21 protein-coding genes are annotated in these 23,491 nt (G+C 62.6%); 7 read left to right on the top strand and 14 right to left on the bottom strand.

Annotated features, from left to right (window positions below):
* Positions 1-25: 25 nt before the first annotated feature.
* Both polA and OOT33_RS08425 read right to left on the bottom strand, forming a co-directional pair.
* Entirely contained in the window at positions 26-2,848 is a 2,823-nt protein-coding gene (gene polA, locus OOT33_RS08430) for a DNA polymerase I (protein ID WP_307749574.1), read from the bottom strand.
* A gap of 44 nt (positions 2,849-2,892) precedes the next feature.
* A complete protein-coding gene (locus OOT33_RS08425) occupies positions 2,893-3,957 on the bottom strand; it encodes a serine hydrolase (RefSeq protein ID WP_373690566.1) in 1,065 nt (354 codons plus the stop codon).
* Positions 3,958-4,403: 446 nt separating this feature from the next.
* Between OOT33_RS08425 and OOT33_RS08420 the strand changes: the two genes are divergently transcribed.
* The gene (locus OOT33_RS08420) at positions 4,404-5,147 is read left to right on the top strand and encodes an alpha/beta fold hydrolase (RefSeq protein WP_307749572.1); all 744 of its coding nucleotides are present in this window, start codon (positions 4,404-4,406) and stop codon (positions 5,145-5,147) included.
* A gap of 173 nt (positions 5,148-5,320) precedes the next feature.
* Here OOT33_RS08420 and OOT33_RS08415 read toward each other — a convergent pair whose 3' ends face one another.
* The 4 genes from OOT33_RS08415 to OOT33_RS08400 are packed head-to-tail and all read right to left on the bottom strand — an operon-like array spanning position 5,321 to position 8,369.
* Positions 5,321-6,769, bottom strand: coding sequence for an NAD(P)(+) transhydrogenase (Re/Si-specific) subunit beta (locus OOT33_RS08415; protein ID WP_307749571.1), 1,449 nt, complete (start codon positions 6,767-6,769; stop codon positions 5,321-5,323).
* Entirely contained in the window at positions 6,769-7,053 is a 285-nt protein-coding gene (locus OOT33_RS08410) for a proton-translocating transhydrogenase family protein (RefSeq protein WP_307749570.1), read from the bottom strand. Before OOT33_RS08410 ends, OOT33_RS08415 begins: the two co-directional genes overlap by 1 nt.
* Positions 7,054-7,100: 47 nt before the next feature.
* The gene (locus tag OOT33_RS08405; RefSeq protein WP_307749569.1) at positions 7,101-8,225 is read right to left on the bottom strand and encodes an NAD(P) transhydrogenase subunit alpha; all 1,125 of its coding nucleotides are present in this window, start codon (positions 8,223-8,225) and stop codon (positions 7,101-7,103) included.
* Positions 8,226-8,246: 21 nt separating this feature from the next.
* Positions 8,247-8,369, bottom strand: coding sequence for an aa3-type cytochrome c oxidase subunit IV (locus OOT33_RS08400; protein ID WP_307749568.1), 123 nt, complete (start codon positions 8,367-8,369; stop codon positions 8,247-8,249).
* A gap of 159 nt (positions 8,370-8,528) precedes the next feature.
* Between OOT33_RS08400 and OOT33_RS08395 the strand changes: the two genes are divergently transcribed.
* Positions 8,529-9,968 (top strand): sigma 54-interacting transcriptional regulator, encoded by a 1,440-nt coding sequence (locus OOT33_RS08395; RefSeq protein ID WP_307749567.1) that lies wholly within the window; start codon positions 8,529-8,531, stop codon positions 9,966-9,968.
* An 18-nt stretch (positions 9,969-9,986) separates the two neighbouring features.
* Here the strand turns inward: OOT33_RS08395 and sdhA are convergent, their stop codons facing one another.
* Genes sdhA through sdhC form a run of 3 tightly spaced genes read right to left on the bottom strand, consistent with a single transcriptional unit; the run spans position 9,987 to position 12,602 of the window.
* Positions 9,987-11,801: a succinate dehydrogenase flavoprotein subunit gene (gene sdhA, locus OOT33_RS08390; RefSeq protein ID WP_307749566.1), complete on the bottom strand. Its 1,815-nt coding sequence runs from the start codon at positions 11,799-11,801 to the stop codon at positions 9,987-9,989.
* Entirely contained in the window at positions 11,798-12,190 is a 393-nt protein-coding gene (gene sdhD, locus OOT33_RS08385) for a succinate dehydrogenase, hydrophobic membrane anchor protein (RefSeq protein WP_307749565.1), read from the bottom strand. The genes sdhA and sdhD overlap by 4 nt, the downstream gene beginning before the upstream one ends.
* Before the next feature lie 4 nt (positions 12,191-12,194).
* Positions 12,195-12,602 (bottom strand): succinate dehydrogenase, cytochrome b556 subunit, encoded by a 408-nt coding sequence (gene sdhC, locus OOT33_RS08380; RefSeq protein ID WP_307749564.1) that lies wholly within the window; start codon positions 12,600-12,602, stop codon positions 12,195-12,197.
* Between the two features lie 183 nt (positions 12,603-12,785).
* On the opposite strand from sdhC, the gene OOT33_RS08375 reads away from it, so the two are divergent.
* Entirely contained in the window at positions 12,786-14,123 is a 1,338-nt protein-coding gene (locus OOT33_RS08375) for a methyl-accepting chemotaxis protein (RefSeq protein WP_307750337.1), read from the top strand.
* Positions 14,124-14,428: 305 nt separating this feature from the next.
* On the opposite strand, the gene clpX is transcribed toward OOT33_RS08375, so the two are convergent.
* The 4 genes from clpX to tig all read right to left on the bottom strand — a co-directional run bounded on the left by clpX (position 14,429) and on the right by tig (position 19,171).
* Positions 14,429-15,697 (bottom strand): ATP-dependent Clp protease ATP-binding subunit ClpX, encoded by a 1,269-nt coding sequence (gene clpX / locus OOT33_RS08370; RefSeq protein WP_307749563.1) that lies wholly within the window; start codon positions 15,695-15,697, stop codon positions 14,429-14,431.
* A 139-nt stretch (positions 15,698-15,836) separates the two neighbouring features.
* Positions 15,837-16,472 (bottom strand): ATP-dependent Clp endopeptidase proteolytic subunit ClpP, encoded by a 636-nt coding sequence (clpP, locus tag OOT33_RS08365; protein WP_307749562.1) that lies wholly within the window; start codon positions 16,470-16,472, stop codon positions 15,837-15,839.
* Between the two features lie 107 nt (positions 16,473-16,579).
* Entirely contained in the window at positions 16,580-17,575 is a 996-nt protein-coding gene (locus OOT33_RS08360; protein WP_307749561.1) for a glycosyltransferase, read from the bottom strand.
* 21 nt (positions 17,576-17,596) lie between these two features.
* Positions 17,597-19,171, bottom strand: a complete 1,575-nt coding sequence (gene tig / locus OOT33_RS08355; RefSeq protein WP_307749560.1) for a trigger factor — start codon at positions 19,169-19,171, stop codon at positions 17,597-17,599.
* A 161-nt stretch (positions 19,172-19,332) separates the two neighbouring features.
* On the opposite strand from tig, the gene OOT33_RS08350 reads away from it, so the two are divergent.
* Entirely contained in the window at positions 19,333-20,454 is a 1,122-nt protein-coding gene (locus tag OOT33_RS08350; RefSeq protein ID WP_307749559.1) for a DNA topoisomerase IB, read from the top strand.
* Positions 20,455-20,528: 74 nt separating this feature from the next.
* Here the strand turns inward: OOT33_RS08350 and OOT33_RS08345 are convergent, their stop codons facing one another.
* On the bottom strand, positions 20,529-22,139 hold the full coding sequence (locus tag OOT33_RS08345) for a methyl-accepting chemotaxis protein (protein ID WP_307749558.1): 1,611 nt from the start codon (positions 22,137-22,139) through the stop codon (positions 20,529-20,531).
* A gap of 362 nt (positions 22,140-22,501) precedes the next feature.
* Here OOT33_RS08345 and OOT33_RS08340 point away from each other — a divergent pair, with 362 nt between their 5' ends.
* The 3 genes from OOT33_RS08340 to OOT33_RS08330 all read left to right on the top strand — a co-directional run bounded on the left by OOT33_RS08340 (position 22,502) and on the right by OOT33_RS08330 (position 23,383).
* Positions 22,502-22,954, top strand: coding sequence for a PA2169 family four-helix-bundle protein (locus OOT33_RS08340; protein ID WP_307749557.1), 453 nt, complete (start codon positions 22,502-22,504; stop codon positions 22,952-22,954).
* A gap of 76 nt (positions 22,955-23,030) precedes the next feature.
* A complete protein-coding gene (locus OOT33_RS08335; RefSeq protein ID WP_307749556.1) occupies positions 23,031-23,264 on the top strand; it encodes a PRC-barrel domain-containing protein in 234 nt (77 codons plus the stop codon).
* Positions 23,216-23,383 (top strand): hypothetical protein, encoded by a 168-nt coding sequence (locus OOT33_RS08330; protein WP_307750376.1) that lies wholly within the window; start codon positions 23,216-23,218, stop codon positions 23,381-23,383. The genes OOT33_RS08335 and OOT33_RS08330 overlap by 49 nt, the downstream gene beginning before the upstream one ends.
* Positions 23,384-23,491 lie beyond the last annotated feature (108 nt).

The following is a 23,491-nucleotide window of genomic DNA, read 5'->3' as shown; positions in this document are numbered from 1 at the left end:
CGGGAAAAGCCATCCTTGACTTCGGTCAATGGGCCGCGCCCCAGTTTTTGCCGGTGCCCACTTCCACCACCAGCGGCACGGAAATATCGACTAGCGGCGCGGCGGCATTCTCCATCACATCGCGGATGATGGGCGTGGCGCGCTCCGCATCCGCTTCGGGCAGCTCGAACACCAGCTCGTCATGCACCTGCAGCAGCATTTTCACGTCATGCAGCCCGGCTTGCGCCAATGCAGGCCCCATGCGCGCCATCGCGCGCTTGATGATGTCGGCCGAAGTGCCCTGGATCGGCGCGTTGATCGCCGCGCGCTCCGCTCCCTGGCGTTCGTGCATCACGGAAGCTTTTATGCGCGGGAACCATGTCTTGCGACCGAACAATGTGCAGGTGAAGCCGGTATTGCGCGCCTTCTCCAGCGTCTCGTTGATATAGGCGGCGATGCCGGGGAAGCGGTCATAATAGCGGGCGATCATGTCCTGCGCCTCGTCCGGCGAAATCTCGAGTCGCGCGGCCAGCCCCCAGCGGGAGATGCCATAGAGGATCGAGAAGTTGATGGTCTTCGCCCGTCCGCGCGTGTCGCGGTTGACCTCGCCGAACAGCTCCTGCGCGGTGGCGGCGTGAATATCCTCTCCGCGCGCGAAGGCTTCCTTAAGGGCTGGCACATTGGCCATATGCGCGGCCAGCCGCAGCTCGATCTGGCTATAGTCGGCGGAGAGCAGCAGCTTGCCTTCCTCCGCCACAAACGCCTCGCGGATCTGCCGCCCCGCCTCGGTGCGGATCGGAATGTTCTGGAGGTTGGGGTCGGTGGAGGAAAGCCGCCCGGTCTGCGCGCCGGTAAGCGAATAGCTGGTGTGCACACGCCCGGTGCGCGGGTTGATCTGCGCCTGAAGCGCGTCGGTATAGGTGGACTTCAGCTTCGCGAGCTGCCGCCAGTCAAGCACCTTGCGCGCGATGTCCGCCCCTTCCGCCGCCAGCTTTTCCAGTACCGTCACGTCGGTCGAATAGGCGCCGGTCTTGCCCTTCTTGCCGCCCTTGTAGCCCATCTTGTCAAACAGGATCGCGCCCAGCTGCTGCGTGCTGCCGATGGCGAAGGGCTGTCCGGCAATGCTGTGAATCTCTCCCTCCAGCGCCGCCAGCCCTTCGGCGAACTCGCCGGACAGGCGCGAAAGATAGTCGCGGCTGACCTTGATCCCTTCGCGCTCCATTTGCGAGACGACGGGGATCAGCGGCCGGTCGACCAGCTCATAGACGCGGGTGACATGCTCCTGCTGAAGGCGGGGCTTGAGCATATGCCACAGCCGATAGGTAACCTCGGCATCCTCGGCGGCATATTCAGTCGCGCGGTCGAGCGGCACCTCGGCAAAGCTGATCGCCTTCTTGCCGGTGCCGGTCACGTCCTTGTAGCCGATACAGGCGTGGTCGAGATGCTGGCGCGCCAGCTCGTCCATCCCGGCGCCGCCCAGCCCCTTGCCCGCTTCAAGGTCGAAGGCGAGCAGGATCGTGTCGTCGAACGGGCGAAGGTCCAGCAGGCCAAGCCCCGCGCCCTCGGTTGCGCGCACCAGCACGTTCATGTCATATTTGAGGTTGTGCCCGATCTTGAGGACGCCCTCGTCCTCCAGCAGCGGCTTCAGCGCCGCGAGCGCGGCTTTTGCCTCCAGCTGATTGGGCCGCTCGGCGAACATGTCCGTGCCGCCATGCGCCAGCGGGATGTAGCAGGCCTTGCCCGGCCCGGTGGAGAGGCTGATGCCTACCAGATTGGCGGCGACCGAATCGAGCGCGTCTGTCTCGGTGTCGATGGCGACCACACCCTCGATCCTTGCGCGCGCGATCCAGCCCTCGAGCGCGGAAAGGTCCGTCACTGTTTCATATAGGGTGCGGTCGATTGGCGGCAGCACGGGTGGGGCAGGGGCCGTGGCGCCTTCGGCGGCCGGGGCGGACCGGGCAGCAGGCTGCATGTTGGGCGCGCGTCCGCTGGGCGTGCTGCCATTGTTCAGGCGGGCGAGCAACGAGTTGAAGCCCTGATCCTCCAGGAAGGCGCGCAGCGGCTCGGGCGGGATTTCGCCCAGCTTGAGGTCGTCGAGCGGATCGGGCAGCGGCACCTGCGCATGCAGTTCCACCAGCTGGCGCGAAAGCCGCGCCATCCCCTCATGCTCGATCAGATTGTCGCGCATCTTCGACGGCTTCATCGTCGGTAATGCTGCGAACACGCCATCCAGCGTGCCATATTCATTGATCAGCTTCGATGCGGTCTTGGGGCCGATGCCGGGGACGCCGGGCACATTGTCGACACTGTCGCCCATCAGCGCCAGCACATCGCCGAGCTTGTCCGGGGTGACGCCGAACTTTTCCATCACATAATTGTCGGCCCTGCGCTCGTTCTTCATCGTGTCGAGCATGTCGACGCCGGGCTGGATCAGCTGGGCGAGATCCTTGTCCGATGAGACGATCGTCACGTGCCAGCCGCGCGCCAGCGCCTCTCTCGTATAGCTTGCGATAATGTCGTCCGCCTCAAAGCCCTGCTCCTCGATGCAGGGGAGCGAGAAAGCGCGTGTCGCCTCGCGGATCAACGGGAATTGCGGCACCAGATCCTCGGGCGGGGGCGGGCGGTTCGCCTTGTAGTGCTCGTACAGTTCGTTGCGGAACGTGGTGCTGGACTTGTCGAGGATCACCGCCAGATGCGTCGGCCCGTCCGCCTCGTGCAGGTCTTTCGCCAGCCGCCACAACATCGTGGTATAGCCATAGACCGCGCCCGCAGGCACGCCATGGCGGTTGGTTAGCGGCGGAAGCTGGTGATAGGCGCGGAAGATATAGCCGCTGCCGTCGACGAGGTAGAGATGATTCTGCTCAGGCATGAGCGCGGGGATAGCCCAGCGCGCTGGCCCTGCCAAATCAAAGCTTATTTCGTGGCGTAGCTGAACCTCTGGTCCATTACCGGGCCATCATGATAGGCGGCCACAGCGCGCGCCACACCCTGCATCACCGCCCAGCGCTCCGGGATAGAGACGGTCGTACTGGCGATCATCACCGCTACGGCATAGCTGGTTCCGTCAGGCGCAGTCATGATGCCGACATCGTTAAAGCCGGTGGCGCGGGGGTACAGCTCCTGCCCTGTGCCGGTTTTGTGCGCATAGCTCCAGCCCGCCGGCACGCCGCCCTTGATGCGCTGCGGGCCGGTCTTGGCCTCGTGCATCACCTCAAGCAGATAGGCGGTGGACGCGGGGGAGAGCATTTCGCCGCGCTTCAGCCGGGCCAGCGCCAGCGTGATGCTGCTCGCGGCCGCGCCGTCCATCGGGTTGGCGAGATAATCGTTCAGCGCTTTCTCGCGCACCGCGCGCGGCAAAGCGGAGCGGGCGGCGTTAAAGCCGCCGCCGAACGCCATGCGCTGGTTCCATTCGAGGCCTGCCGTCGCACTCTGCAACAGGCGCTCGCCGGGGCCGAAGCGGATGTTGGGGATGAAGCGCCGGGCGAGATAGCCGCGTATCGCCTCAGGCCCGCCGATCTGGCGCAGCACCGCGTCGTTGGCGGTATTGTCGCTCTGGGTCATTGCGCGTGTCATCAAATCCGCGACGTCGGTGGTATAGCCCGTGGTGCGTACCATTGCGGCCAGCGGCTGGTGAAACAGGGTCAGGTCGTCGGGCTTCAGCGTGACAGGGTCCAGCAAGGTCAGCTTGCCACGATCCACCGCGTCCAGCGCCGCCATCGCCACCCACAGCTTGGAGACGCTCTGCTGCGGCATCAGGCTGTCGGCGTTATAGGCCGCCTCCCAGTCGGCATCGATCGGGCGCACAGAAATCGCCACGGTGCCGTTGAAGCCGCTGCCCAGCGCCTCAATCTGCGCACGCAGGGCTGCGGGCGCACGGGACCGGCTTTCCTGCGGCGATATCTCGCTATAGCGAACCGGTGATGAAAATGAGGCGGGGGGCACCGCCTGGCTGGTGGAGAACGTGCTCGCCGCCATCATGCCACCGGCAAGCACCATCGCCGCCAATGCCTTTGACCAGTGGCTCGCGCCCTTGCGCTGCCCGCCGCCACACCGATAATCGGCCTTCCCGCCTCGTTTTACTTTCATTCCACCCGCACACCCGAATTTCCGCCCTCGACGACCCGGCGATTATCGTATGTATATCACGATCGCTGGTGTCCTGCGAGCAGCTTAGGGCGCTTTTGCCCGCCCGATTCATGGATTATGCGACGAACGACTCCAATATTCGGTTAATTTGAGAAACGCGCCGTTTAAAATGGCGGCAGTGGTGTGATGACGACTTGATGACTGATTTACCGAAAGATTTCCGATGGTCGCGGCGGGGTGTGATTCGGGGCGCTGCCGCCGTGGTGGCAAGCGGCGCCCTCTCCTCATTAACCAGCAGCGCCCAGGCAGCCGTTCCATTTGCGTCCGAGCGCCTGGCCGTGATCACGCGTGGAGAGCGCGGGCCGCGAGGGCGCGACATTCTTCTCATCCCGGGCCTCGCCAGCGGCCCGGCCATCTGGTCGTCTCTGGTTACCCGGCTTGCCGGGCACAGATTGCATCTGGTGCATGTCAGCGGCTTTGCCAAGCGCCCGGCGGGGGCGAACGCCACCGGCCCGCTGCTCAACCCGCTGGTGGCCGAGCTTGCGCGTTATGTGGCGGCGGAGGGGCTGCGCGCGCCGGTGATCATCGGCCACAGCATGGGCGGCACGCTTGGGTTGATGCTGGCTTTGCGCGCGGATGTCCGCGCGGCGCAGCTTATGGTGGTGGACATGCTGCCCGACGGGTCTGCCATGCTTGGGGGCACGGCGCAGGGTTACGGCTATCTCGCGACACAGCTCAATGGTTATCTCACCGGAACCAAGGCGGGGCGTCAGATGCTCGCCGATATGGTGCGCCAGACGCCGGGTGGGCGCGATAGTGACCCCCGGGTCATCGCGCAGGCGCTGACCGAGTTGGCGCAGGCGGATCTGGCGGCGCGGCTGCGCTCGCTCGCTTGCCCGCTCACCGTCGTCCCCGCGCTGCCCGGCCGGTCAGACTTGGATAACGCGCAGCTGCGTCGCTATCGCGCGGCCTATGCGGGGGTAAAGCAGCTGACCGTGGCGGGCATCGGGCCGAGCGGCCATCAGGTCATGCTCGATCAGCCGGAAAAGTTTGCGGAGGCGGTGCGGAAATTTCTCGTCTGATCCGCGCTTGTTGATTCAGGTCAACGAAGCAGGTTTGCGAAGGGAGTAGCCAGACAGTCGACCACGGAAGAGACCTCGTCTCTTTCACCCGGTCAGAGGCGTCTTCCCGCGCCTCCTCCTCGGCACTTCATGGGGGTGCGTGCCTTCGGGCCGCACCCCCTTTTTTTGTTGGATCAGTGCGCCAAAGCCTTCACGATATCCTCGACCATTTTCTTGGCGTCGGCCAGCAGCATCATGGTGTTGTCCATGTAGAACACATCGTTGTCGACGCCGGCATAGCCGACACCGCCCATGCTGCGCTTGACGAACAATACCGATTTGGCATTCGCGACCTCAAGGATCGGCATACCGTAGATCGGCGAGGTCTTGTCGGTCTTGGCCGCCGGGTTGGTAACGTCGTTCGCGCCGATGACGAAGGCAACGTCGGCCTGGGAGAACTCGCTGTTGATGTCTTCCAGCTCGAACACCTCATCGTAGGGCACATTGGCTTCGGCCAGCAGCACGTTCATGTGGCCGGGCATGCGGCCCGCGACCGGGTGGATTGCGTATTTGACGCTGACGCCTTCCTTCTTCAGCAGGTCTCCCATCTCGCGCAGCGCGTGCTGCGCCTGGGAGACGGCCATGCCATAGCCCGGAACGATGATGACGCTCTCGGCCTGCTGCATCAGGAATGCGGCGTCGTCGGCAGAGCCGCGCTTCCACGGGCGCTGCTCCTTCGCTTCGCCGCCCGACACCGCGGCTTCGGCGCCAAAGCCGCCCGCGATAACCGAGAGGAACCCGCGGTTCATCGCCTTGCACATGATGTAGCTGAGGATCGCGCCCGAGCTGCCCACCAGCGCGCCGGTGATGATCATCGCCGTGTTGTGTAGCGTGAAACCCATCGCGGCAGCAGCCCAGCCCGAATAGCTGTTGAGCATCGAGACGACCACCGGCATGTCTGCGCCGCCGATCGGGATGATCAGCAGGAAGCCGATAAGGAAGCTCAGCGCCGTCACGGTCCAGAACACCCAGGGCGCCTGATCCTGCGTGAAATAGCCGACAAGGCCCAGGATCGCGGCGAGCGTGCCCAGGTTGATCACATGGCGCAGCGGCAGCAGGATCGGCTTGCCCGACATATTGCCGTTCAATTTCAGGAACGCGATGACCGAGCCGGAGAAAGTGATCGCACCGATCGCGACGCCAAGGCCCATCTCGATGCGGCTGGCGGTGAAAATCTCGCCGGTTGCCGGGTCGGCGATGCCGAACGCGGCCGGGCTGAGATAAGCCGCCGCCCCGACCACAACCGCCGCCATGCCGACGAGCGAGTGAAACGCCGCCACAAGCTGCGGCATATCCGTCATCGCGATCCTGCGCGCGATGATGAAGCCGATCACGCCACCGATGGCGATCGCACCCAGAATTTCCGGAATCGCGACGACATCATGCGTGTAAAGCGTGGTCGCTACCGCAATCGCCATGCCCGCCATGCCATAGCGGTTGCCCGCGCGGCTGGTCGCCGGGCTGGACAGCCCGCGCAGCGCCAGAATGAACAGCACGCCCGCCACCAGATAGGCAAAGGCGATCCAGGGCGAAACGCTGTGCGCGGCGTCCGCCGCCGCTTCCATCATCATGCCGAGCTGCATCACTTGCGCTCCTTCTTCTTGTACATGGCAAGCATGCGCTCCGTCACGGCAAAGCCGCCGAAGATGTTGACGCTGGCGAAGACGACGCCCGCGAGGCCGAGCCATTTGGCCAGCCCCTCGCCACCCTCGGCCGACGCGATCAGCGCGCCGACGATGATGACGGACGAAATGGCGTTCGTCACCGCCATCAGCGGCGTGTGCAGCGCCGGCGTGACCGACCAGACGACGTAATAGCCGACAAAACAGGCCATCACGAAAATCGAAAGTATGGAGATGAAATCCATTGTGTATCCCCCGTTAATCGGCCCGCTTGACGGGGCCGGGGCTTCTATCAGTTAGCGAGCAGCCTCTCGTTCACGATCTTGCCGTCCTTGGTCAGTCGGATGGCGTTGCCGATCTCTTCGTCCAGCACGGGCGCGTTCTTCTCCTTGTCCCAGAAGGCGGAGAGGAAGTTGAAGAGGTTGCGCGCAAACAGCGCCGAGGCATCGGTTGCGAGGCGTGAGGGCACGTTCTTGTGGCCGACGATCTTGACGCCATGACGCTCGACTACCTCGCCAGCGACCGCACCTTCGACATTGCCGCCCTGCTCGACTGCGAGATCGACGATCACGCTGCCCGGCTTCATACTGGCGATCTGCGCGTCCGAGATCAGACGCGGGGCCGGGCGTCCGGGGATCAGCGCGGTGGTAATGACGATGTCCTGCTTGGCGATGTGGCTGGATACCAGAGCCGCCTGCGCCGCCTTGTACTCGTCACTCATCTCGGTGGCGTAACCGCCTGAGCCTTCGCCCTCGATGCCCTTGACGTCCTCGACGAAGATCGCCTTGGCGCCCAGCGATTCGATCTGCTCCTTGGTCGCCGAGCGCACATCGGTCGCGGAGACCTGTGCTCCCAGGCGTCGCGCCGTCGCGATCGCCTGGAGACCTGCAACGCCGACACCCATGACGAACACCTTGGCGGCCGACACCGTGCCGGCTGCGGTCATCATCATCGGGAAGGCCTTGCTATATTCCGCTGCGGCATCGAGCACCGCCTTGTAGCCGGACAGATTCGACTGCGACGAGAGAATGTCCATCGACTGTGCGCGGGTGATGCGCGGCATGAACTCCATCGCCAGCGCCTCGATGCCTGCGGCTGCATAGCCGTCAACGCGTGCGCGCTCGCCAAACGGATTGAGACCCGCCGCCAGCATCGCTCCAGCCTTCTGCCCGCCCAGCGTCTCGACCGCCGGGCCCTGCACACCCAAAATGATATCCGCATCTTTCAGAGTCGCAGCGCGGTCGCCCACGCTCGCTCCTGCAGCCGCGTAGTCGGCATCGGAGATCGACGCAGAAACGCCTGCGCCCGTCTCCACCGCAACGCTCGCACCAAGACCGATGAACTTCTTCACCGTCTCAGGGCTCGCAGCAACACGTCGCTCACCAGCGGCGAGCTCTTTCAATACCGCAATTTTCACGCTTGTTCCCCGTGCCGATGCTCAGGCTATGAGCAGAACAACGATCACCGCTACGATGACCGAGAGAATCGTGCCCCATTTGATAAGGCCGATGAAGCCCGAATAGGTCTCTTCCGCCATCTTCATGTCATTGCCAGATGCCATGGTAACTCCCCGTTTTTCTGGACGCGTTTTTCATCCGAAACGACCCCCCTTAGGGTGATCCTTCGCTGCGGACAAGGAAAGATCACACGGTGAGCGGGTGATTAACATCGTTTTTACCTCAAGGGACTATTCCGATGCGTCACCTATGCGGGATATTCAATGGCGCTGAGCGGCATGCCACTACTACTTCTGATAGACGACGAACCGGCGCAAAAGCGGCTGGTTTCGGCGTTGGCGGCACGTGCTGGCTGGCGCACCATCTATGCCAGCGATCAGGACGCCGCGCTGGCGACGCTGGGCACGCGCGACGGAATGCAGCTTAATGCCGTTTTGATAGATCACTGGAATCCCGTGATAAAACCAATCGAAACGATTCGCCAGATTCGCGAGCGGCGCCCCTCTCTGCCGATCCTTGTTCTTACATCTCAGAATGACGTGCTTGATGCGGTGGAGGCGATGCGCGCGGGCGCGAGCGACTATCTCGCCAAGCCTATCGCGCCGGATCGGCTGCTCGCCGCGCTCAATGCCACGCTAGACCGCGCCGACGAACGATCGGGCGAGCTGCGCCCGCTGACCGAAAAGCTTTCCGCCCCTCTCGCTTTTAACGAGATCGTCGGCGGCGCGCCGCATTTCCTTGCCGCGCTCGCCATCGCAGCCAAGGCCGCGCGCGCCCGCGTGCCGGTGTTGATCGAAGGGGAAAGCGGCGTCGGCAAGGAAGTGATCGCGCAGGCGATCCACGCCGCCTCGCCGCGTCACCGCAACCGGATGGTCACGGTCAACTGCGGCGCGATTCCTTCCAACCTCGTGGAGTCGGAGCTGTTCGGGCACGAGCGCGGCGCATTCACGGGCGCGTTCGAACGTCAGGTCGGCAAGTTCGTCGATGCCGACATGGGCACGATCTTCCTCGATGAAGTGAGCGAAATGCCGCTCGATGCGCAGGTGAAGCTGTTGCGCGTGCTTCAGGATGGCGAGGTGCAGCCGCTCGGCGCGCGGATGCCGAGCCACATCGATGTGCGCGTCATCGCCGCCACCAACAAGGTGCTGGAGCAGGAAGTCGCCGCCGGGCGCTTCCGCGAGGATCTGTTCTATCGCCTCAATGTCATGCACGTCACCGTGCCTCCGTTGCGGGAACGCAGTAGCGATATTCCGGCATTGGCGCGGCATCTGCTCGCCCGCCTCGCCAGCCAGCATGGCCTCAAGAACCTCAGCATCACCAACGAGGCGCTGGGCCTGCTGATGCAACATGACTGGCCAGGCAACGTCCGCCAGCTTCAGAACGTGCTTTTCCGCGCGGCGGTGCTCTGCGAGGGCGAGTATCTGACGCCGCAGGACTTTCCGCAGATCGCCGCACAGGCGCGCACGCAACGGATAGGCCAGCCATCGTCATCGGACCCGGCCGATCATAATGACGGCGGCGCAATCACACTCTATGAGCAGACCGGCCACATCCGCCAGCTCGCGGACATCGAGGCAGACGTTATCCGCCTCGCCATCGGCCATTATCGCGGGCGGATGACGGAGGTCGCGCGGCGGCTCGGCATCGGCCGCTCAACGCTCTATCGCAAACTGACCGAGCTGGGCATCGACAACGTGGCGTAGCCCCGCTCGTCTAACCGCTTAATAGACACGCGCCTTGGGCTTGATGTAGTCCACGTCGTCTGTGAGCGTGTAATCATGCACCGGGCGGTAATCGAGCGTCACCTTGCCGCCGTTTCCGCCCCAGCCCTCGAACCAGCTCACGGTGTGCTTCATCCAGTTGGCGTCGTCGCGGTTTGGGAAGTCCTCGTGCGCATGGGCGCCGCGCGATTCCTTGCGGGCCTCTGCGCCGACCATGGTGCAGACTGCCTGCGCCATCAGATTGTCCAGCTCCATCGTCTCGACAAGGTCGGTGTTCCAGATCAGGCTGCGATCAGACACGCGGACATCGGCGAGGCGCTTGTTGACCTGCTCCATGCGCTGCACACCCTCGGTCAGCAACGCGCTGTCGCGGAAAACGGCGGCGTGCTTCTGCATCGTGCGCTGCATGTCGAGGCGTACCTCGGCGGTCGAGGAACCACCCGCAGCGTTGCGGAAATGATCGAGCCTGCCGAGCGCGAGGTCCGCGCTGTCCTTCGGCAGCGGCTTCTGCGCGGCGTTGGGCTTCAGCGTTTCCTTCAGGTGCAGGCCGGTCGCGCGACCGAACACCACGAGGTCGATCAGCGAGTTGGAGCCAAGCCGGTTCGCGCCATGCACCGAGACGCATGCCGCCTCACCCACGGCGTAAAGGCCGGGTACGACTACTTCGGGATCGTCGCCAATCTTGGTGACGACCTGGCCGTGATAATTGCAGGGGATGCCGCCCATATTATAGTGCACCGTGGGGCAGACGGGCAGCGGCTGGCGCGTCAGGTCCACACCCGCGAAGATCTTGCCGCTCTCCGTAATGCCGGGCAGGCGCTCGGCCAGCACCTTCGGGTCGATATGGTCGAGGTGCAGGTAGATATGATCCTTGTTCGGCCCGACGCCTCGCCCCTCGCGCATTTCCATCGCCATCGAGCGCGAGACGACGTCGCGGCTGGCGAGATCCTTGGCGGAGGGAGCATAACGCTCCATGAAGCGCTCGCCCTCGGAGTTGGTGAGATAGCCGCCTTCGCCGCGCGCGCCTTCGGTGATGAGCACGCCTGCGCCATAAATGCCGGTGGGGTGGAACTGCACGAACTCCAGGTCCTGCAGCGGCAGGCCCGCGCGCAGCACCATCGCGCCGCCGTCACCCGTGCAGGTGTGTGCCGAGGTTGCCGAGAAATAGGCGCGCCCATAGCCGCCGGTCGCCAGCACGACCGCCTGGCTGCGGAAGCGATGGATGCTGCCGTCCTCCATGCACAGCGCGATTACGCCGCGGCATTCCTTGCCGTTCGGGCCGTCTTCCATGATGAGGTCGATGGCGAAATATTCGATGTAGAAATCCGCCGCATATTTGAGGCTCTGCTGATAGAGCGCGTGCAGCATGGCGTGGCCGGTGCGGTCGGCGGCGGCGCAGGTGCGCTGCACCGGCGGGCCTTCGCCCATATTTTGCATATGGCCACCGAAGGGACGCTGATAGATGGTGCCGTCCGCATTGCGGCTGAACGGCACGCCCGCATGCTCCAGCTCATAGACCGCCGCTGGCGCCTCGCGCACCATATATTCGATCGCGTCCTGATCCCCCAGCCAGTCAGACCCCTTGACGGTGTCGTACATGTGCCAGGTCCAGTGGTCCGGCGTGTTGTTGCACAGCGACGCCGCGATGCCGCCCTGCGCCGCGACTGTGTGGCTACGCGTCGGGAAAACCTTGGTAATGCACGCCGTCTTGAGGCCCGCCTCGGCGCTGCCCATCGTAGCGCGCAGGCCCGATCCGCCCGCGCCGACGACCACGGTGTCGTATATATGGTCGATGATCTTATAGGCTTCGGTCATGCCGCAGCGCCCCCCGTGAATGCGATTTTGGCGATGGCGAAAATGCCCAGTGCGGCCCCGCCGATTGCGTAGAAATTGAGCAGCATGATCGCGAAGAACTTCAGCCCGTCCTCATGGACATAATCCTCGATCAGCACCTGCAGCCCGAGTTTCAGGTGCCAGAACACGCTGACCAGCATCAGCGCCATCGGCACCGCAACCAGCGGTTGCGCCAGCCAGCCGACAACGCTCTCATAATCAAGGCCGGGCATCTGAAGAATCGAGAAGATCAGCCACAGGACGAGCAGCAAATTGCCGACAGCGGTAAAGCGCTGGAGGATCCAGTGATGCGAGCCCGATTTGGCGGAGCCGAGGCCGCGTACGCGGCCGATGGAGGTGCCGTTACCCATGGTTCTAGATGCTCCCCGCAAATATCATCAGCCACACTGCCGCCGTGATGACGATGGCGAGCAGTGGCAACAGCACGGACCAGGTTCTGTTCGTCTGCAACTCGTAGCCCGCGCCCACATCCAGCACGAAGTGGCGCAGGCCGGAAAGCATGTGCTGGAAAAATGCCCAGGTAAGGCCGATCATCACGATATAGCCGACGGGGCTGGTGGCGACGCTCATGAAGGTGGCGTAGGCTTCCGGTCCGCTGGCGGCGGCGACCAGCCACCACACCACGCCCATGGCGCCCACTATCGCCATGCCATCTCCCGTAATCCGGTGCAGGATCGAAATCGCCATGTGCGGGCCCCAGCGCCATATCCCCAGATGTGGCGATAAGGGCCTATTTTTCGCGCCTTTTTGTGCCTGAGCCATGCCGGTCTCATTCCCCTGTAACAACCAGAATCAGGCTCCTTTAGCGCGCACTCACCGGCGGTGCAAACCTTCTGAGCGCTGCGACGAACCGTTGGTTATGGATAATCAAAGATTAACCTGTGGCCATTATTGTCCCTGAAAATGGCTTAGATATGTTGGAAACATAGGGTGGATAGGACCGTCATGCCGGTGAACGAGGCACAATCGGCCAATATCGACATGCGGGACAGGCTTGCAGAGTTCGATCCGCAGGGGCGGCTTGCGGCGGACGCTCGCCAGATCTGGGCGGTTACCGAGCAGGATGTCGCTGCGGCTCAGGCGTTCTATTCGCATTACATTGGCCGTTCAGGGCTGGATGCGCGCCTTTCCTCCGATGCGCTGCTGGGGCTACGCATTGAAACCGAACGCTATATGCATGTCAAATTCGTGGCGTTTGAGGAAAGCGCATGGGCTGAATCGGTGCAGAAATGCGTGCTCCACGCCCGCAAGCACAAAATCTCTTTCCGGTCGATTCTCGCGGCGCTGTGTGCCGCGCAGGAGACTGTGGCCGACAGCCTGCGCGCGCGCTTGGCGGAGGATCATGCGGAATGTCACCGTCTGCTCCAAAGCCTGATGCGCATGGGACTCATCGAGGCCGAGATGATGTGCGCGTTCATCGCCGAGGAAGAATCGCGGGAGGATATGGACGACCGCAAGCGCTATGGCGAGCTTTTCGAAAAGCGCATCGCGGGTGAAGTGGGCGACGCGTCACGCTTTGGCGATGGGCTGCGCGAACAGGCAAAGCATGCTTCAGAGGCGACGCGCGGCATGCTGGACAAGGTTTCCGAAGTCGCGGCCGCGGCGGAGCAATCTGCGCTCGCCATGCGTGAGGCCGCGCATATTTCCGCCGGCCTCATCCGCGCCATTGATGAAACGCGCGCGCAGGTCGAAAATTCCGCCGATGTCGCCCAGCGCGCAAGCCTTCAGGCGGGTGAAGCGGTTTCGATGTCGGCCACCTTGTCGGAACATGCCAAGGCGATCGAATCGATCCTTGGCTTGATCCGCGACATTGCCGGGCAAACCAATCTGCTGGCCCTTAACGCCACGATCGAGGCAGCCCGCGCGGGCGATGCCGGGCGCGGCTTTGCCGTGGTGGCACAGGAGGTCAAATCGCTCGCCAGCCAGACCGCGCGCGCGACCGATGATATCGCCGGCAAGATCGCCGCGATACAGAATTCCACACGCCAGTCGGTCGATACCAACCAGCGCATCCGCGAAACCGTGAGCGATGTACAGGACAACGCCGAGCGCATCCGCCTCTCGATGGAGCAGCAGGCACAGACCGTCACGATGATCACCGCCGCCGTCGATGAAACGGCGTTGGCGGCCGACTCAATGTCCGGTACCATCGCCGCCATCCGCCGCGATACCGAGATAGTTGCGTGCGAGATCGACGATCTGGAACAGGGCTTCGGGACAGCACAGACGATGCTGGGCAAGCTGCGCGAGGCGTCGAGCGAGTTCAGCCGTAAGGTTGCCTAGGCAGCCGGGCATGACGCCACACTCTTCTGAAACCAGCAAGGCGATTTGGTCTAGAGGCTGTGGGGATTCAGCCCATATAGGCCTGCAAAGTGCTATTTTCTGCGCTTCGGTGCTCACGTACCTTTGAGTACGCTGCGCTCCGATGCTCGAAAATCCCCCTTTTCGGCTCCATCTGAACTGAATCCCCACAGCCCCTAGGCTGGAGCGAAAATGCTTATTTTTGAGAACCGGAGCGTAGCGACCTTAACGGTCGTGAGCACCGGAAGCACAAAAAAGTGCATTTTGCAGCCCGGCATGGACCAAATCTAGGCCGCGTCTTCGGCCTGCTTGTCCTTCTCGGCGAATACCCGCACCGGCTCCTTGCGGCCATCGACTACATCCTTGTCGACCACCACTTCGGCCACACCCTGCATCGAAGGCAGGTCGAACATGGTATCAAGCAACAGACCCTCGATGATCGAGCGCAGGCCACGGGCGCCGGTCTTGCGTTCGATCGCCTTCTTCGCGATCGCGGTCAGCGCGTCGTCGGTGAAGCTGAGCTCCACTTCCTCCATCTCGAACAGCTTGCGATACTGCTTCACCAGTGCGTTCTTCGGCTCGGTCAGGATCTTGACCAGCGCCGAGATATCGAGATCCTCCAGCGTCGCGATGACCGGCAGACGGCCGACGAATTCCGGGATCAGACCGAATTTCAGCAGATCCTCGGGCTCGCTCTGACGCAGCAGTTCGCCCGTCCGGCGCTCTTCGGGCGCCGCGACATGCGCGCCAAAGCCGATGGACTTTGCCTCCAGCCGGTCACCGATGATCTTCTCCAGCCCCGCGAACGCGCCGCCGCAGATGAAGAGGATATTGGTGGTGTCCACCTGCAGGAACTCCTGCTGCGGATGCTTGCGCCCACCCTGCGGCGGAACCGAGGCGGTGGTGCCCTCCATCAGCTTGAGCAGCGCCTGCTGCACCCCCTCGCCCGACACGTCGCGGGTGATCGAGGGGTTCTCCGCCTTGCGGCTGATCTTGTCGATCTCGTCGATATAGACGATGCCGCGCTGCGCCTTCTCGACATTATAGTCGGACGCCTGCAACAGCTTGAGGATGATGTTCTCGACATCCTCGCCGACATAGCCGGCCTCGGTCAGCGTGGTGGCATCGGCCATGGTGAAGGGGACGTCGAACGTCTTGGCGAGCGTCTGCGCGAGCAAGGTCTTGCCGCAACCCGTCGGGCCGACGAGCAGGATGTTGGATTTCGCCAGCTCCACGTCCGCGCCCTTGGCGCCGTGGTTCAGCCGCTTGTAGTGGTTGTGCACCGCCACGGAGAGTACGCGCTTCGCCCGAGCCTGGCCGATGACGTAATCGTCCAGCACGTCGCAGATTTCCTGCGGTGTGGGCACGCCGCCGTCCTTCTTGCCGACGAGGCCGCTCTTGGTCTCTTCGCGGATGATGTCGTTGCACAGCTCCACGCACTCGTCGCAGATGAAGACGGTTGGTCCCGCGATCAGCTTGCGCACCTCATGCTGGGACTTGCCGCAGAAGCTGCAATAGAGCGTGCTTTTCGAATCGGAACCGGTCAGCTTGGTCATTCCTGTCTTTCCTGACCCGGCCGGGGCACCAATGGGTTGCCCTTTCTGGCCGGGCTAATGCGGCATCCTAGACCGCGATTTCCAAAAATCACAAGAGGTAGAATATCGCGCCGTGATTAACGCCCCCTTATGATAGCCGTTATACCCCGTCCGTCTCAGCGGGCACCGGGCGCTTCTCGAACACCTGGTCGACAATACCGAACGCCTTGGCTTCCTCGGCCTCAAGGAATGTGTCGCGGTCCATCGCCGCCTCGATCTTCTCCAGCGGCTGGCCGGTGAACTTCGAATAGAGGCTGTTCATCCGCGCGCGGATCCGCAGGATTTCCTTGGCCTGGATCTCGATGTCGGACGCCATGCCCTGCGCGCCGCCGGAGGGTTGGTGCACCATGATTCGCGCGTTGGCGAGCGCGATGCGCATGCCCGGCTCGCCCGCCGCCAGCAGAAAGCTGCCCATGCTCGCCGCCTGGCCGATGCACACGGTGCCGACCTTGGGGCGGATATATTGCATGGTATCGAAAATCGCCATGCCTGCAGTGACCACGCCGCCCGGCGAGTTGATGTACATGTAGATGTCCTTTTTCGGATTTTCCGACTCGAGGAACAGAAGCTGGGCGACGATGACCGAGGCCATATGATCCTCGACCTGGCCGGTGACGAAGATGATCCGCTCGCGCAAAAGGCGCGAATAAATGTCGAAGCTGCGTTCGCCCCGATTGGACTGCTCAATAACGACGGGGACCAGCGCGGCCATCGGGTCAAAAGTGCTGTTGTGCATGATGCTCTTTCAGACGTGTGTTGTGCTTCGCCTACATCGTGCCAAAACGAGGCAGGTTCAAGGGGATTTCCCACGACCCACCCTAACGGGCACCCGTTAATGCGGGATTATTGCCGGGTCGATAGGTCTGCGGGGGCGGTATGGCCGAGATAGGCAAGGCGTTTCACCTCGCGCCGCCCGCGCACGACGGTGTCGAGAATGAGGCCGCACATGAAGTTGAGCACCGCGATGATCATCATGCCGGTAACGAGGATTGCGGTGGGGAAGCGGGGCACGAGGCCGGTCTCCCAATATGTGAGCAACAGCGGCACCGCGAGGCCGAGCGCGACGGCCGCAAACAGCCCGCCGACGAAACCGTAGAACCAGATCGGTCGCTCCACCCGGTAGAGCGTGATGATTGTGCGCAGGATGCGCCAGCCGTCGCGGTAGGTAGAAAGCTTGCTCACCGAACCTTCCGGCCGCGCCGCATAGGCCGTCACCTGCTCGGCTACCGGCATGGCGAGTTCCAGTGCGTGCACGCTCATCTCGGTCTCGATCTCAAACCCGGAGGACAGCACCGGAAAGCTCTTGACGAACCGGCGCGAGAATATGCGGTAACCGGATAGAATATCGGTAAAGCTGCGCCCGAACAGGCTCTTCAGCAGGCCGGTCAGCATCGCGTTGCCGAGGCGATGGCCCGGCCTGTAGGCGGCTTCCACTTCCGTGCGCCGTGCGCCCACCACCATGTCGAAATTATGCTCCAGCATCGTCGCGATCATGCCGGGCGCCGCGGACGCCTCATAGGTAGCGTCGCCATCCGCCATCACGTAAATGTCGGCGTCGACATCGGCAAACATGCGCCGCACGACATGGCCCTTGCCCTGCTGCCGCACCTGCCGCACGATCGCGCCCGAGCGAGCGGCGAGCTCGCGGCTGCCGTCGGTGCTGTTGTTGTCATAGACGTAAATGGCGGCGGCGGGCAGAGCGGCACGGAACTGTGCCACCGTCTGCCCGATGGCACCCGCCTCATTATAGCAGGGCAACAATACCGCGATACGCAGGCCGGCGGGCAGGGAGGCGTCCGGCGATTTTGCCGGGCCGTCCGATGCGCCGCCGGGGGTCATGCGCGTCCCTGGGCCCGAGGCTTATTCGGCCTCGGCCTTGGCGGCTTTTTTAGGAGCAGCCTTCTTCGCGGGCTTGGCCTCCGCCTTACCCTCCGCGCTCTCCGCTTTCTTCGCCGCAGCCTTCTTCACCGGCTTGGCTTCGGCATCGGCTTCGGCTTCGGCAGGCGCGGCCTTCTTGGCAGCGGCCTTTTTCGCAGGCTTGTGATCGTGGTCATGGTCGTGGCCGCAATCCGGACCGTGCACATGGCCCTTCGGCTCGCCGTCCTCCGCCTCGATCGCGGCTTCGAGCTCGGCCTTGGTCACGGCACGCTCGGTGATCTCGGCCTTGTCGAACAGGAAGTCGACGACCTTGTCCTCATACAGCGGCGCGCGCAGCTGGGCGGCGGCCATCGGCTCGTTCTGAATATATTGCACGAAGCGCTCGCGGTCCTGCGGGCGATATTGCTGGGCAGCCTGCTGCACCAGCATCTGCATCTCGCGGTCGTTCACCGCGATGCCGTTGGCCTGGCCGATCTCGGACAGCAGCAGGCCGAGGCGCACGCGCCGCACCGCGATGCCGCGATACTCGTCCTTGTCCTTCTCCAGCTCGGCAAGAGCGGCGTCCTTGTCTTCCTCGTGGCCCGCTTCATGCTCCAGCTGCGCCCAGATCTGGCTGAACTCTGCTTCCACCATGGATGGGGGCACATCGAAATCATGGCTGGAGGCAAGCTGATCGAGCAGCTTGCGCTTCATGTGGGTGCGAGTGAGGCCGTTATGCTCCTGCTCGATCTGAGCCTTCATCAGCTCGCGCAGCTGTTCGATGCCCTCAAGCCCGAGCGACTTGGCGAAGTCATCGTCCGCCTGTGGCTTGCTCTTGTCGAGCAGAGCGGTGACGGTGATATCGAATGTCGCGGGTTTGCCCTTCAGCGTGTCGACGTTATAGTCTTCAGGGAAGGTGACGGAGACGGCCTTCTCGTCGCCCACCTTGAGACCGATCAGCTGATCCTCGAAGCCGGGGATGAGGTTGCCCGATCCGATCTCGATCTTCATGCCGGCGCCGGTGCCGCCATCGAACGCGACGCCGTCAACCTTGCCGGCAAAGTCCATCACAACGATGTCGCCGGTCTTGGCCTTGGCGCCGTCCTTGTGCGGGGCAAAGGCGTTCTGCTGCTCGGCGATGCGGTTCACCGCCTCGTCCACCGCCGCATCTTCGACTGCCACGGTGAGGCGCTCCAGCTTGAGGCCCAGCTCCTCCACCTTGGGCGCAGTGATCTCGGGCAGCACCTCAAGCGAGATCTTCACCTCGGCGTCCTTGCCGAACGCAAAGCCCTCGTCCAGCTCGACGGCTGGCTGCATCGCGGGGCGCAGCTTGTTGTCGGCGAGCACCTTCTGCACGCCTTCCTGGATCGAAGTGTTGAGCGCATCCGCCTGCAGACGCTCGCCATGCATTTTGCGGATCAGGTTCGCGGGCACCTTGCCGGGGCGGAAGCCGGGCATGCGGATCTGCGGGGCGATATTCGCCACTTCGCGGTCCACGCGCGCGTCAATGTCGCCTGCGGAAATGGTTAGGGTATAGGCGCGCTTCAGGCCTTCGTTCAACGTCTCAACGGTCTGCATTTTCCAGGACTCTAGCTTTTTGAGGAATTCACGAAAGGCGGCCACATATCCGAAAGGAGCCATGAAGGCCAGCGGGAAATGGCAGACCCGTCCGTGAGCACGCCGCCCGGCGATATTCCGCCGATCGGGGAACCAGTCAGCCGAGATCAGGTTTGACCGGCATGACTGTGAAACACGCCCCAGCAGACGAGCGCGCGAGCGAGGCGAGCGGCATTGTCGACCCACAGGAGGCCGCCGAGAATGCGGGCCTCGTCTATGTAACCGATGATGGTCCGGGCATCACTCGCCACAAGCACGGCGCCCGATTCCGCTATCGCGATGCCAAGGGCAAGCCGGTCGCCGACCAGAAGACGCTCGATCGCATCCAGGCCCTGGCGATTCCCCCGGCCTATACCGACGTATGGATCTGCCCCAAGGCCAACGGCCATATTCAGGCGACCGGCCGCGACGCCAAGGGCCGCAAGCAATATCGCTATCACGCCCGATTCCGAGAGGTGAGGGACAGCACGAAATATGAGCATATGGTGGACTTCGCCCGGGCACTGCCGCAAATTCGGGATCGGATCGAGGCAGACCTCAAGCGGCGGGGCCTGCCACGCGAGAAGGTGCTGGCGGCTGTGGTCAATCTGCTGGAGAACACCATGATCCGCGTCGGCAATTCCGATTATGCCAGGCAGAACAGGAGCTATGGCCTCACCACGCTGAAGGATCGCCATGTCGCAATCGAGGGTGCGGAGATACGCTTCAATTTCAAGGGCAAGAGCGGCAAACAGTGGAAGCTGAGCCTGAAGGACCGCCGCATCGCCAGGATCGTCAAGGCAAGCCAGGATCTGCCCGGCCAGCATCTGTTTCAGTATATCGGTGAAGACGGCGCGCACTGTGAAGTCACCTCCAGCGACATCAACGCCTATCTGAAAGACATCTCGGGAGCCGACATCACGGCCAAGGATTTTCGCACATGGAACGGCACCGTTCTGGCCGCCCTCGCGCTCTCGGAATATGAAAAGGTCGACAGCGAAGCCGCAGCCAAACGCAATGTGCGTGCAGCCATCGAAGCAGTCGCCTCGCAGCTCGGCAACACGCCCACCGTCTGCCGCAAATGCTATGTCCACCCGGAGATTATAGACAGCTATCTCAGCGATGCGCTGGTGCTGGAGGCGCGAACCGAGGTCGAGGAAGCCTTGCAGGGGGATATAGCGCGGCTCAGACCCGAAGAAGCCCTTGTCCTTGCCTTCTTGCAACGGAGGCTGAGCAGAGACGCGTCGGCCGGTCGCTCGCGCTGAGGGACTGTGGCAATTGAGAGCGCCGTCCGAGCTGAAACCCAGTTGGAATGTTTCAGTGTGGCAGTCCGCTGCAGCTATGCCGCATTGGAAATGGCCCGTTTTTTCAGGGAAACGAGGTTGTTCGGCATGTCGATCCGGAAATTGCTGACGAGTTTCGCGAGCGCTTCGGTTTGCTGGGCCAGGCTGTTTGCAGCGGCCGTAGTCTCTTCCACCATGGCGGCGTTCTGTTGCGTCATACGGTCGAGGTTTGAGACAGCAGTCTCAACATTCACCAGCACCTCGGCTTCCTGCTGCGCCCCCAGATCGATGTCGTTTATCTGCTTGCTGATGTCACGGACGCTTTCAAGAATGTGAGCCAGCGTCGCACCGGCCTTTCCGACCAGCTCCACCCCCATGCCCACTTCGACTGCGCTCGACGTAATCAGAAGCTTGATATTCTTGGCTGCATCGGCGGTTCGTTGCGCGAGCGCGCGGACTTCCGCGGCCACGACCGCAAAACCGTCTCCGGCTTCCCCCGCGCGTGCAGCTTCGACGGATGCGTTCAACGCCAGCAAATTCGTCTGGAACGCGACATTTTCGATAAGGGTGATGATCTGCGAAATCTCGCTTGAGGATTTTTCGATCTTGTCCATGGCCGCCACCGCATCGTGAATGATCTCGCCGCCGGACTCCGCCGCTTCGCGCGCCTCCCGAATAGCCCTGTTTGCGTTTGTTGCGGCGTTTGCTGTCTCGCGCACGGAACAGGTCGCTTCGGTCATGGATGAAGCTGTCTCTTCCAGAGTAGCCGCCTGGCGTTCGGTGCGGAGGGACAGATCCACAGCGGCCTGGGCAATCTCGCTCGTGCCGGACTTGATGGTCTCGGTCGTACTCGCAACCAGCCGCAGCGCGCTTGCCATCGCGCCTAGCGCGGAATTGAAATTGAGGCGCAGTTCTTCGTAGCTGCCGTTGAACTTGTTTTCGATGCGATGGCTCACATTGCCGTTCGCGACCTCGCGCAGCGCTGTTGAGAGCGTTTCGATGATCTTCGCCCGCTCAATGTTCTCGCGCTTGCTCTCGTCCTCAAGCTGCTTGCGCGCGAGGTCGATCTCGCGGAAGTTATCCACGGCGCGCGCGAGGACGCCAATTTCATCCTGGCGGTGCGTCCCCGCCACACTGACATTGTGGTCGCCGCTTGTAATTTTTTGAAGCGCGCCAGCCATGTCTGCTACGGGCCGCACGACAAACTTCCGCGCGCCAAATGCAGCGAGCAACACGCTCACCAATGACAAAGCGCTGACAACCGACATGATTTTTACGGCAAAATCAGCCGCTTTTCGTTCGTTGGCAACGGTGGAGGCGTAGTGCTCCTCCACCTTTTCCGTTGCCGCCTCCATCGCGACCTTGAGCGCATCGAAGCGCTGTTGGAAGTGAACATAATCTGCCGCTGCCAAATCCGGATTCTGACTGAGCAGCGCTCCTATGTGGTGCACTGCGTCGACATAGCCGTTGAGCGGTTCATCGAGTGCGGCCAGCGCCTGCTCTGTCTGAGGATCAGTCGCATATTTCTTTGCGGCTGCGACATTTTCCTTGAACGTCTGGATATTTGCTTCTGCGGAGCTCAGGGCCTCAGCTACCGAAACCCCCAGAGAGGGATCGCGTGCCGCGAGCGCAGTTGCGACGTCGCTGTGCAGCGCATCGTGCATCATGTCGGCTTCCATATGATGCCGGATCAGCAAGGTAGCGTTTTGCAAACGCTCTGCCGTTCCGACCGCATTTCTCGCATTCCAGATGCCGACACCCCCAGCGACAGTCACCCCTATTACAATAAGGAAGCTTACGCTGAGAGTGATCCACTCTAGAGATTTGAATCTCATATGTTTTGCCCTCGCCCCAGGTCGGTGCCTGGGATATGCGCATTTGCTGAAAACTTTCTTAAAAATTCTTCCGCGCCCCCTTCCCTTTGGTGTAGTCCAGCTCTCGATCAATCCGTCGCGTTTGTCGCGCGCGGAAGGAACGGTACCCGCGACGTAACGTTCACTATGTTCCCTTCCGTTCCGAGGAAAAGCTCATGATCACAAACTCCAAGGACGCAAGCGTCCTCAACACCCTCATCGCTACCCTGATCGACAGCATTGATGGCTACCAAAAATCTGCGGGCGATGTTGATAATCAGGCTCTTGCCGAGAAATTCAATGCGCGGGCACGCGAGCGGCAGTCTGCCGTCACCAAGCTTCAAGCTGCGGTGGCCGCCGCCGGTGGCAACCCTGAGGACGACGGGACGATCCTCGGTGGCGCACATCGCGTCTTTCAGAGCCTGAAGGAAACGGTCATGAGCCGGGATGACAAGGCAATCGTCGGCGAGATCGAACGCGGCGAGGATTATCTGAAGGGCAAGTTCGAAACTGCACTCGCCGAAACTGATCTTTCGCCTGCCGCCCGGGGTGCGGCTGAAGAGGCGTGGCAGTCCGTGAAGGCGGGGCACGACGAAATGAGCGCGCTCAAGCACTCCATGGGCGCCTGAGTCGATTGGCGCGGGCGGGGCCAGACAGTGTCCGCTCGCGCCATGACAGCACCGGTCTCAGTAAGGAAGGCTGATCATGGGCAGTCAAAGTGCGACAGCCTCTCTTTTGGTGGCGGGAATTGACGGTCTAACCGTGCGTTCTCGCGACGGTGACACGCTGGGCCATGTCAAATCGCTCGTGGTCGACAAGGCAAGCGGGCAGTCGGTCTACGCCATCCTCAGCCTCGCGGCTTTCTGGGCATCAACAAAAGCTACTACCCGGTGCCGTTCCCGCTTATTACCTATGACCGGGCGCAGGACGAGTATGTAATCACGATCGATCGGCGTGTGCTGGAAGGCGGGCCAAGCTGGTCTAACAATCCTCCCGAATTCGATTACGCATATGTTGATCGCGTATCCGGTTACTATGATCGGGAAACCCGCCTGTAGTAGGGGGATTGGGCGCTCTAAGCTCAGTATATCCATTCGACGTGGCAGGGGGCAAGCGCGAGCTGTGCACGACAGTGACCAGCAACCTCTGGCCACCAAAGCATTGCT

The organism is Sphingobium sp. DEHP117 (genome assembly GCF_030867385.1).
GTDB lineage: Bacteria > Pseudomonadota > Alphaproteobacteria > Sphingomonadales > Sphingomonadaceae > Sphingobium.
This window is presented reverse-complemented; position numbering and strand designations above follow the sequence as displayed.

Coding starts and splice junctions, on each gene's coding strand:
- OOT33_RS08395 (WP_307749567.1), top strand. CDS start 8,529: ATGGCGCTGAGCGGCATGCCACTACTACTTCTGATAGACGACGAACCG.
- sdhC (WP_307749564.1), bottom strand. CDS start 12,602: ATGGCTCAGGCACAAAAAGGCGCGAAAAATAGGCCCTTATCGCCACAT.
- OOT33_RS08335 (WP_307749556.1), top strand. CDS start 23,031: ATGGGCAGTCAAAGTGCGACAGCCTCTCTTTTGGTGGCGGGAATTGAC.
- sdhA (WP_307749566.1), bottom strand. CDS start 11,801: ATGACCGAAGCCTATAAGATCATCGACCATATATACGACACCGTGGTC.
- OOT33_RS08415 (WP_307749571.1), bottom strand. CDS start 6,769: ATGCAGCTCGGCATGATGATGGAAGCGGCGGCGGACGCCGCGCACAGC.
- OOT33_RS08410 (WP_307749570.1), bottom strand. CDS start 7,053: ATGGATTTCATCTCCATACTTTCGATTTTCGTGATGGCCTGTTTTGTC.
- tig (WP_307749560.1), bottom strand. CDS start 19,171: ATGCAGACCGTTGAGACGTTGAACGAAGGCCTGAAGCGCGCCTATACC.
- OOT33_RS08345 (WP_307749558.1), bottom strand. CDS start 22,139: ATGATGCACGATGCGCTGCACAGCGACGTCGCAACTGCGCTCGCGGCA.
- OOT33_RS08375 (WP_307750337.1), top strand. CDS start 12,786: ATGCCGGTGAACGAGGCACAATCGGCCAATATCGACATGCGGGACAGG.
- OOT33_RS08350 (WP_307749559.1), top strand. CDS start 19,333: ATGACTGTGAAACACGCCCCAGCAGACGAGCGCGCGAGCGAGGCGAGC.
- OOT33_RS08340 (WP_307749557.1), top strand. CDS start 22,502: ATGATCACAAACTCCAAGGACGCAAGCGTCCTCAACACCCTCATCGCT.
- clpP (WP_307749562.1), bottom strand. CDS start 16,472: ATGCACAACAGCACTTTTGACCCGATGGCCGCGCTGGTCCCCGTCGTT.
- OOT33_RS08425 (WP_373690566.1), bottom strand. CDS start 3,957: ATGATGGCGGCGAGCACGTTCTCCACCAGCCAGGCGGTGCCCCCCGCC.
- OOT33_RS08360 (WP_307749561.1), bottom strand. CDS start 17,575: ATGACCCCCGGCGGCGCATCGGACGGCCCGGCAAAATCGCCGGACGCC.
- sdhD (WP_307749565.1), bottom strand. CDS start 12,190: ATGGGTAACGGCACCTCCATCGGCCGCGTACGCGGCCTCGGCTCCGCC.
- OOT33_RS08400 (WP_307749568.1), bottom strand. CDS start 8,369: ATGGCATCTGGCAATGACATGAAGATGGCGGAAGAGACCTATTCGGGC.
- polA (WP_307749574.1), bottom strand. CDS start 2,848: ATGCCTGAGCAGAATCATCTCTACCTCGTCGACGGCAGCGGCTATATC.
- clpX (WP_307749563.1), bottom strand. CDS start 15,697: ATGACCAAGCTGACCGGTTCCGATTCGAAAAGCACGCTCTATTGCAGC.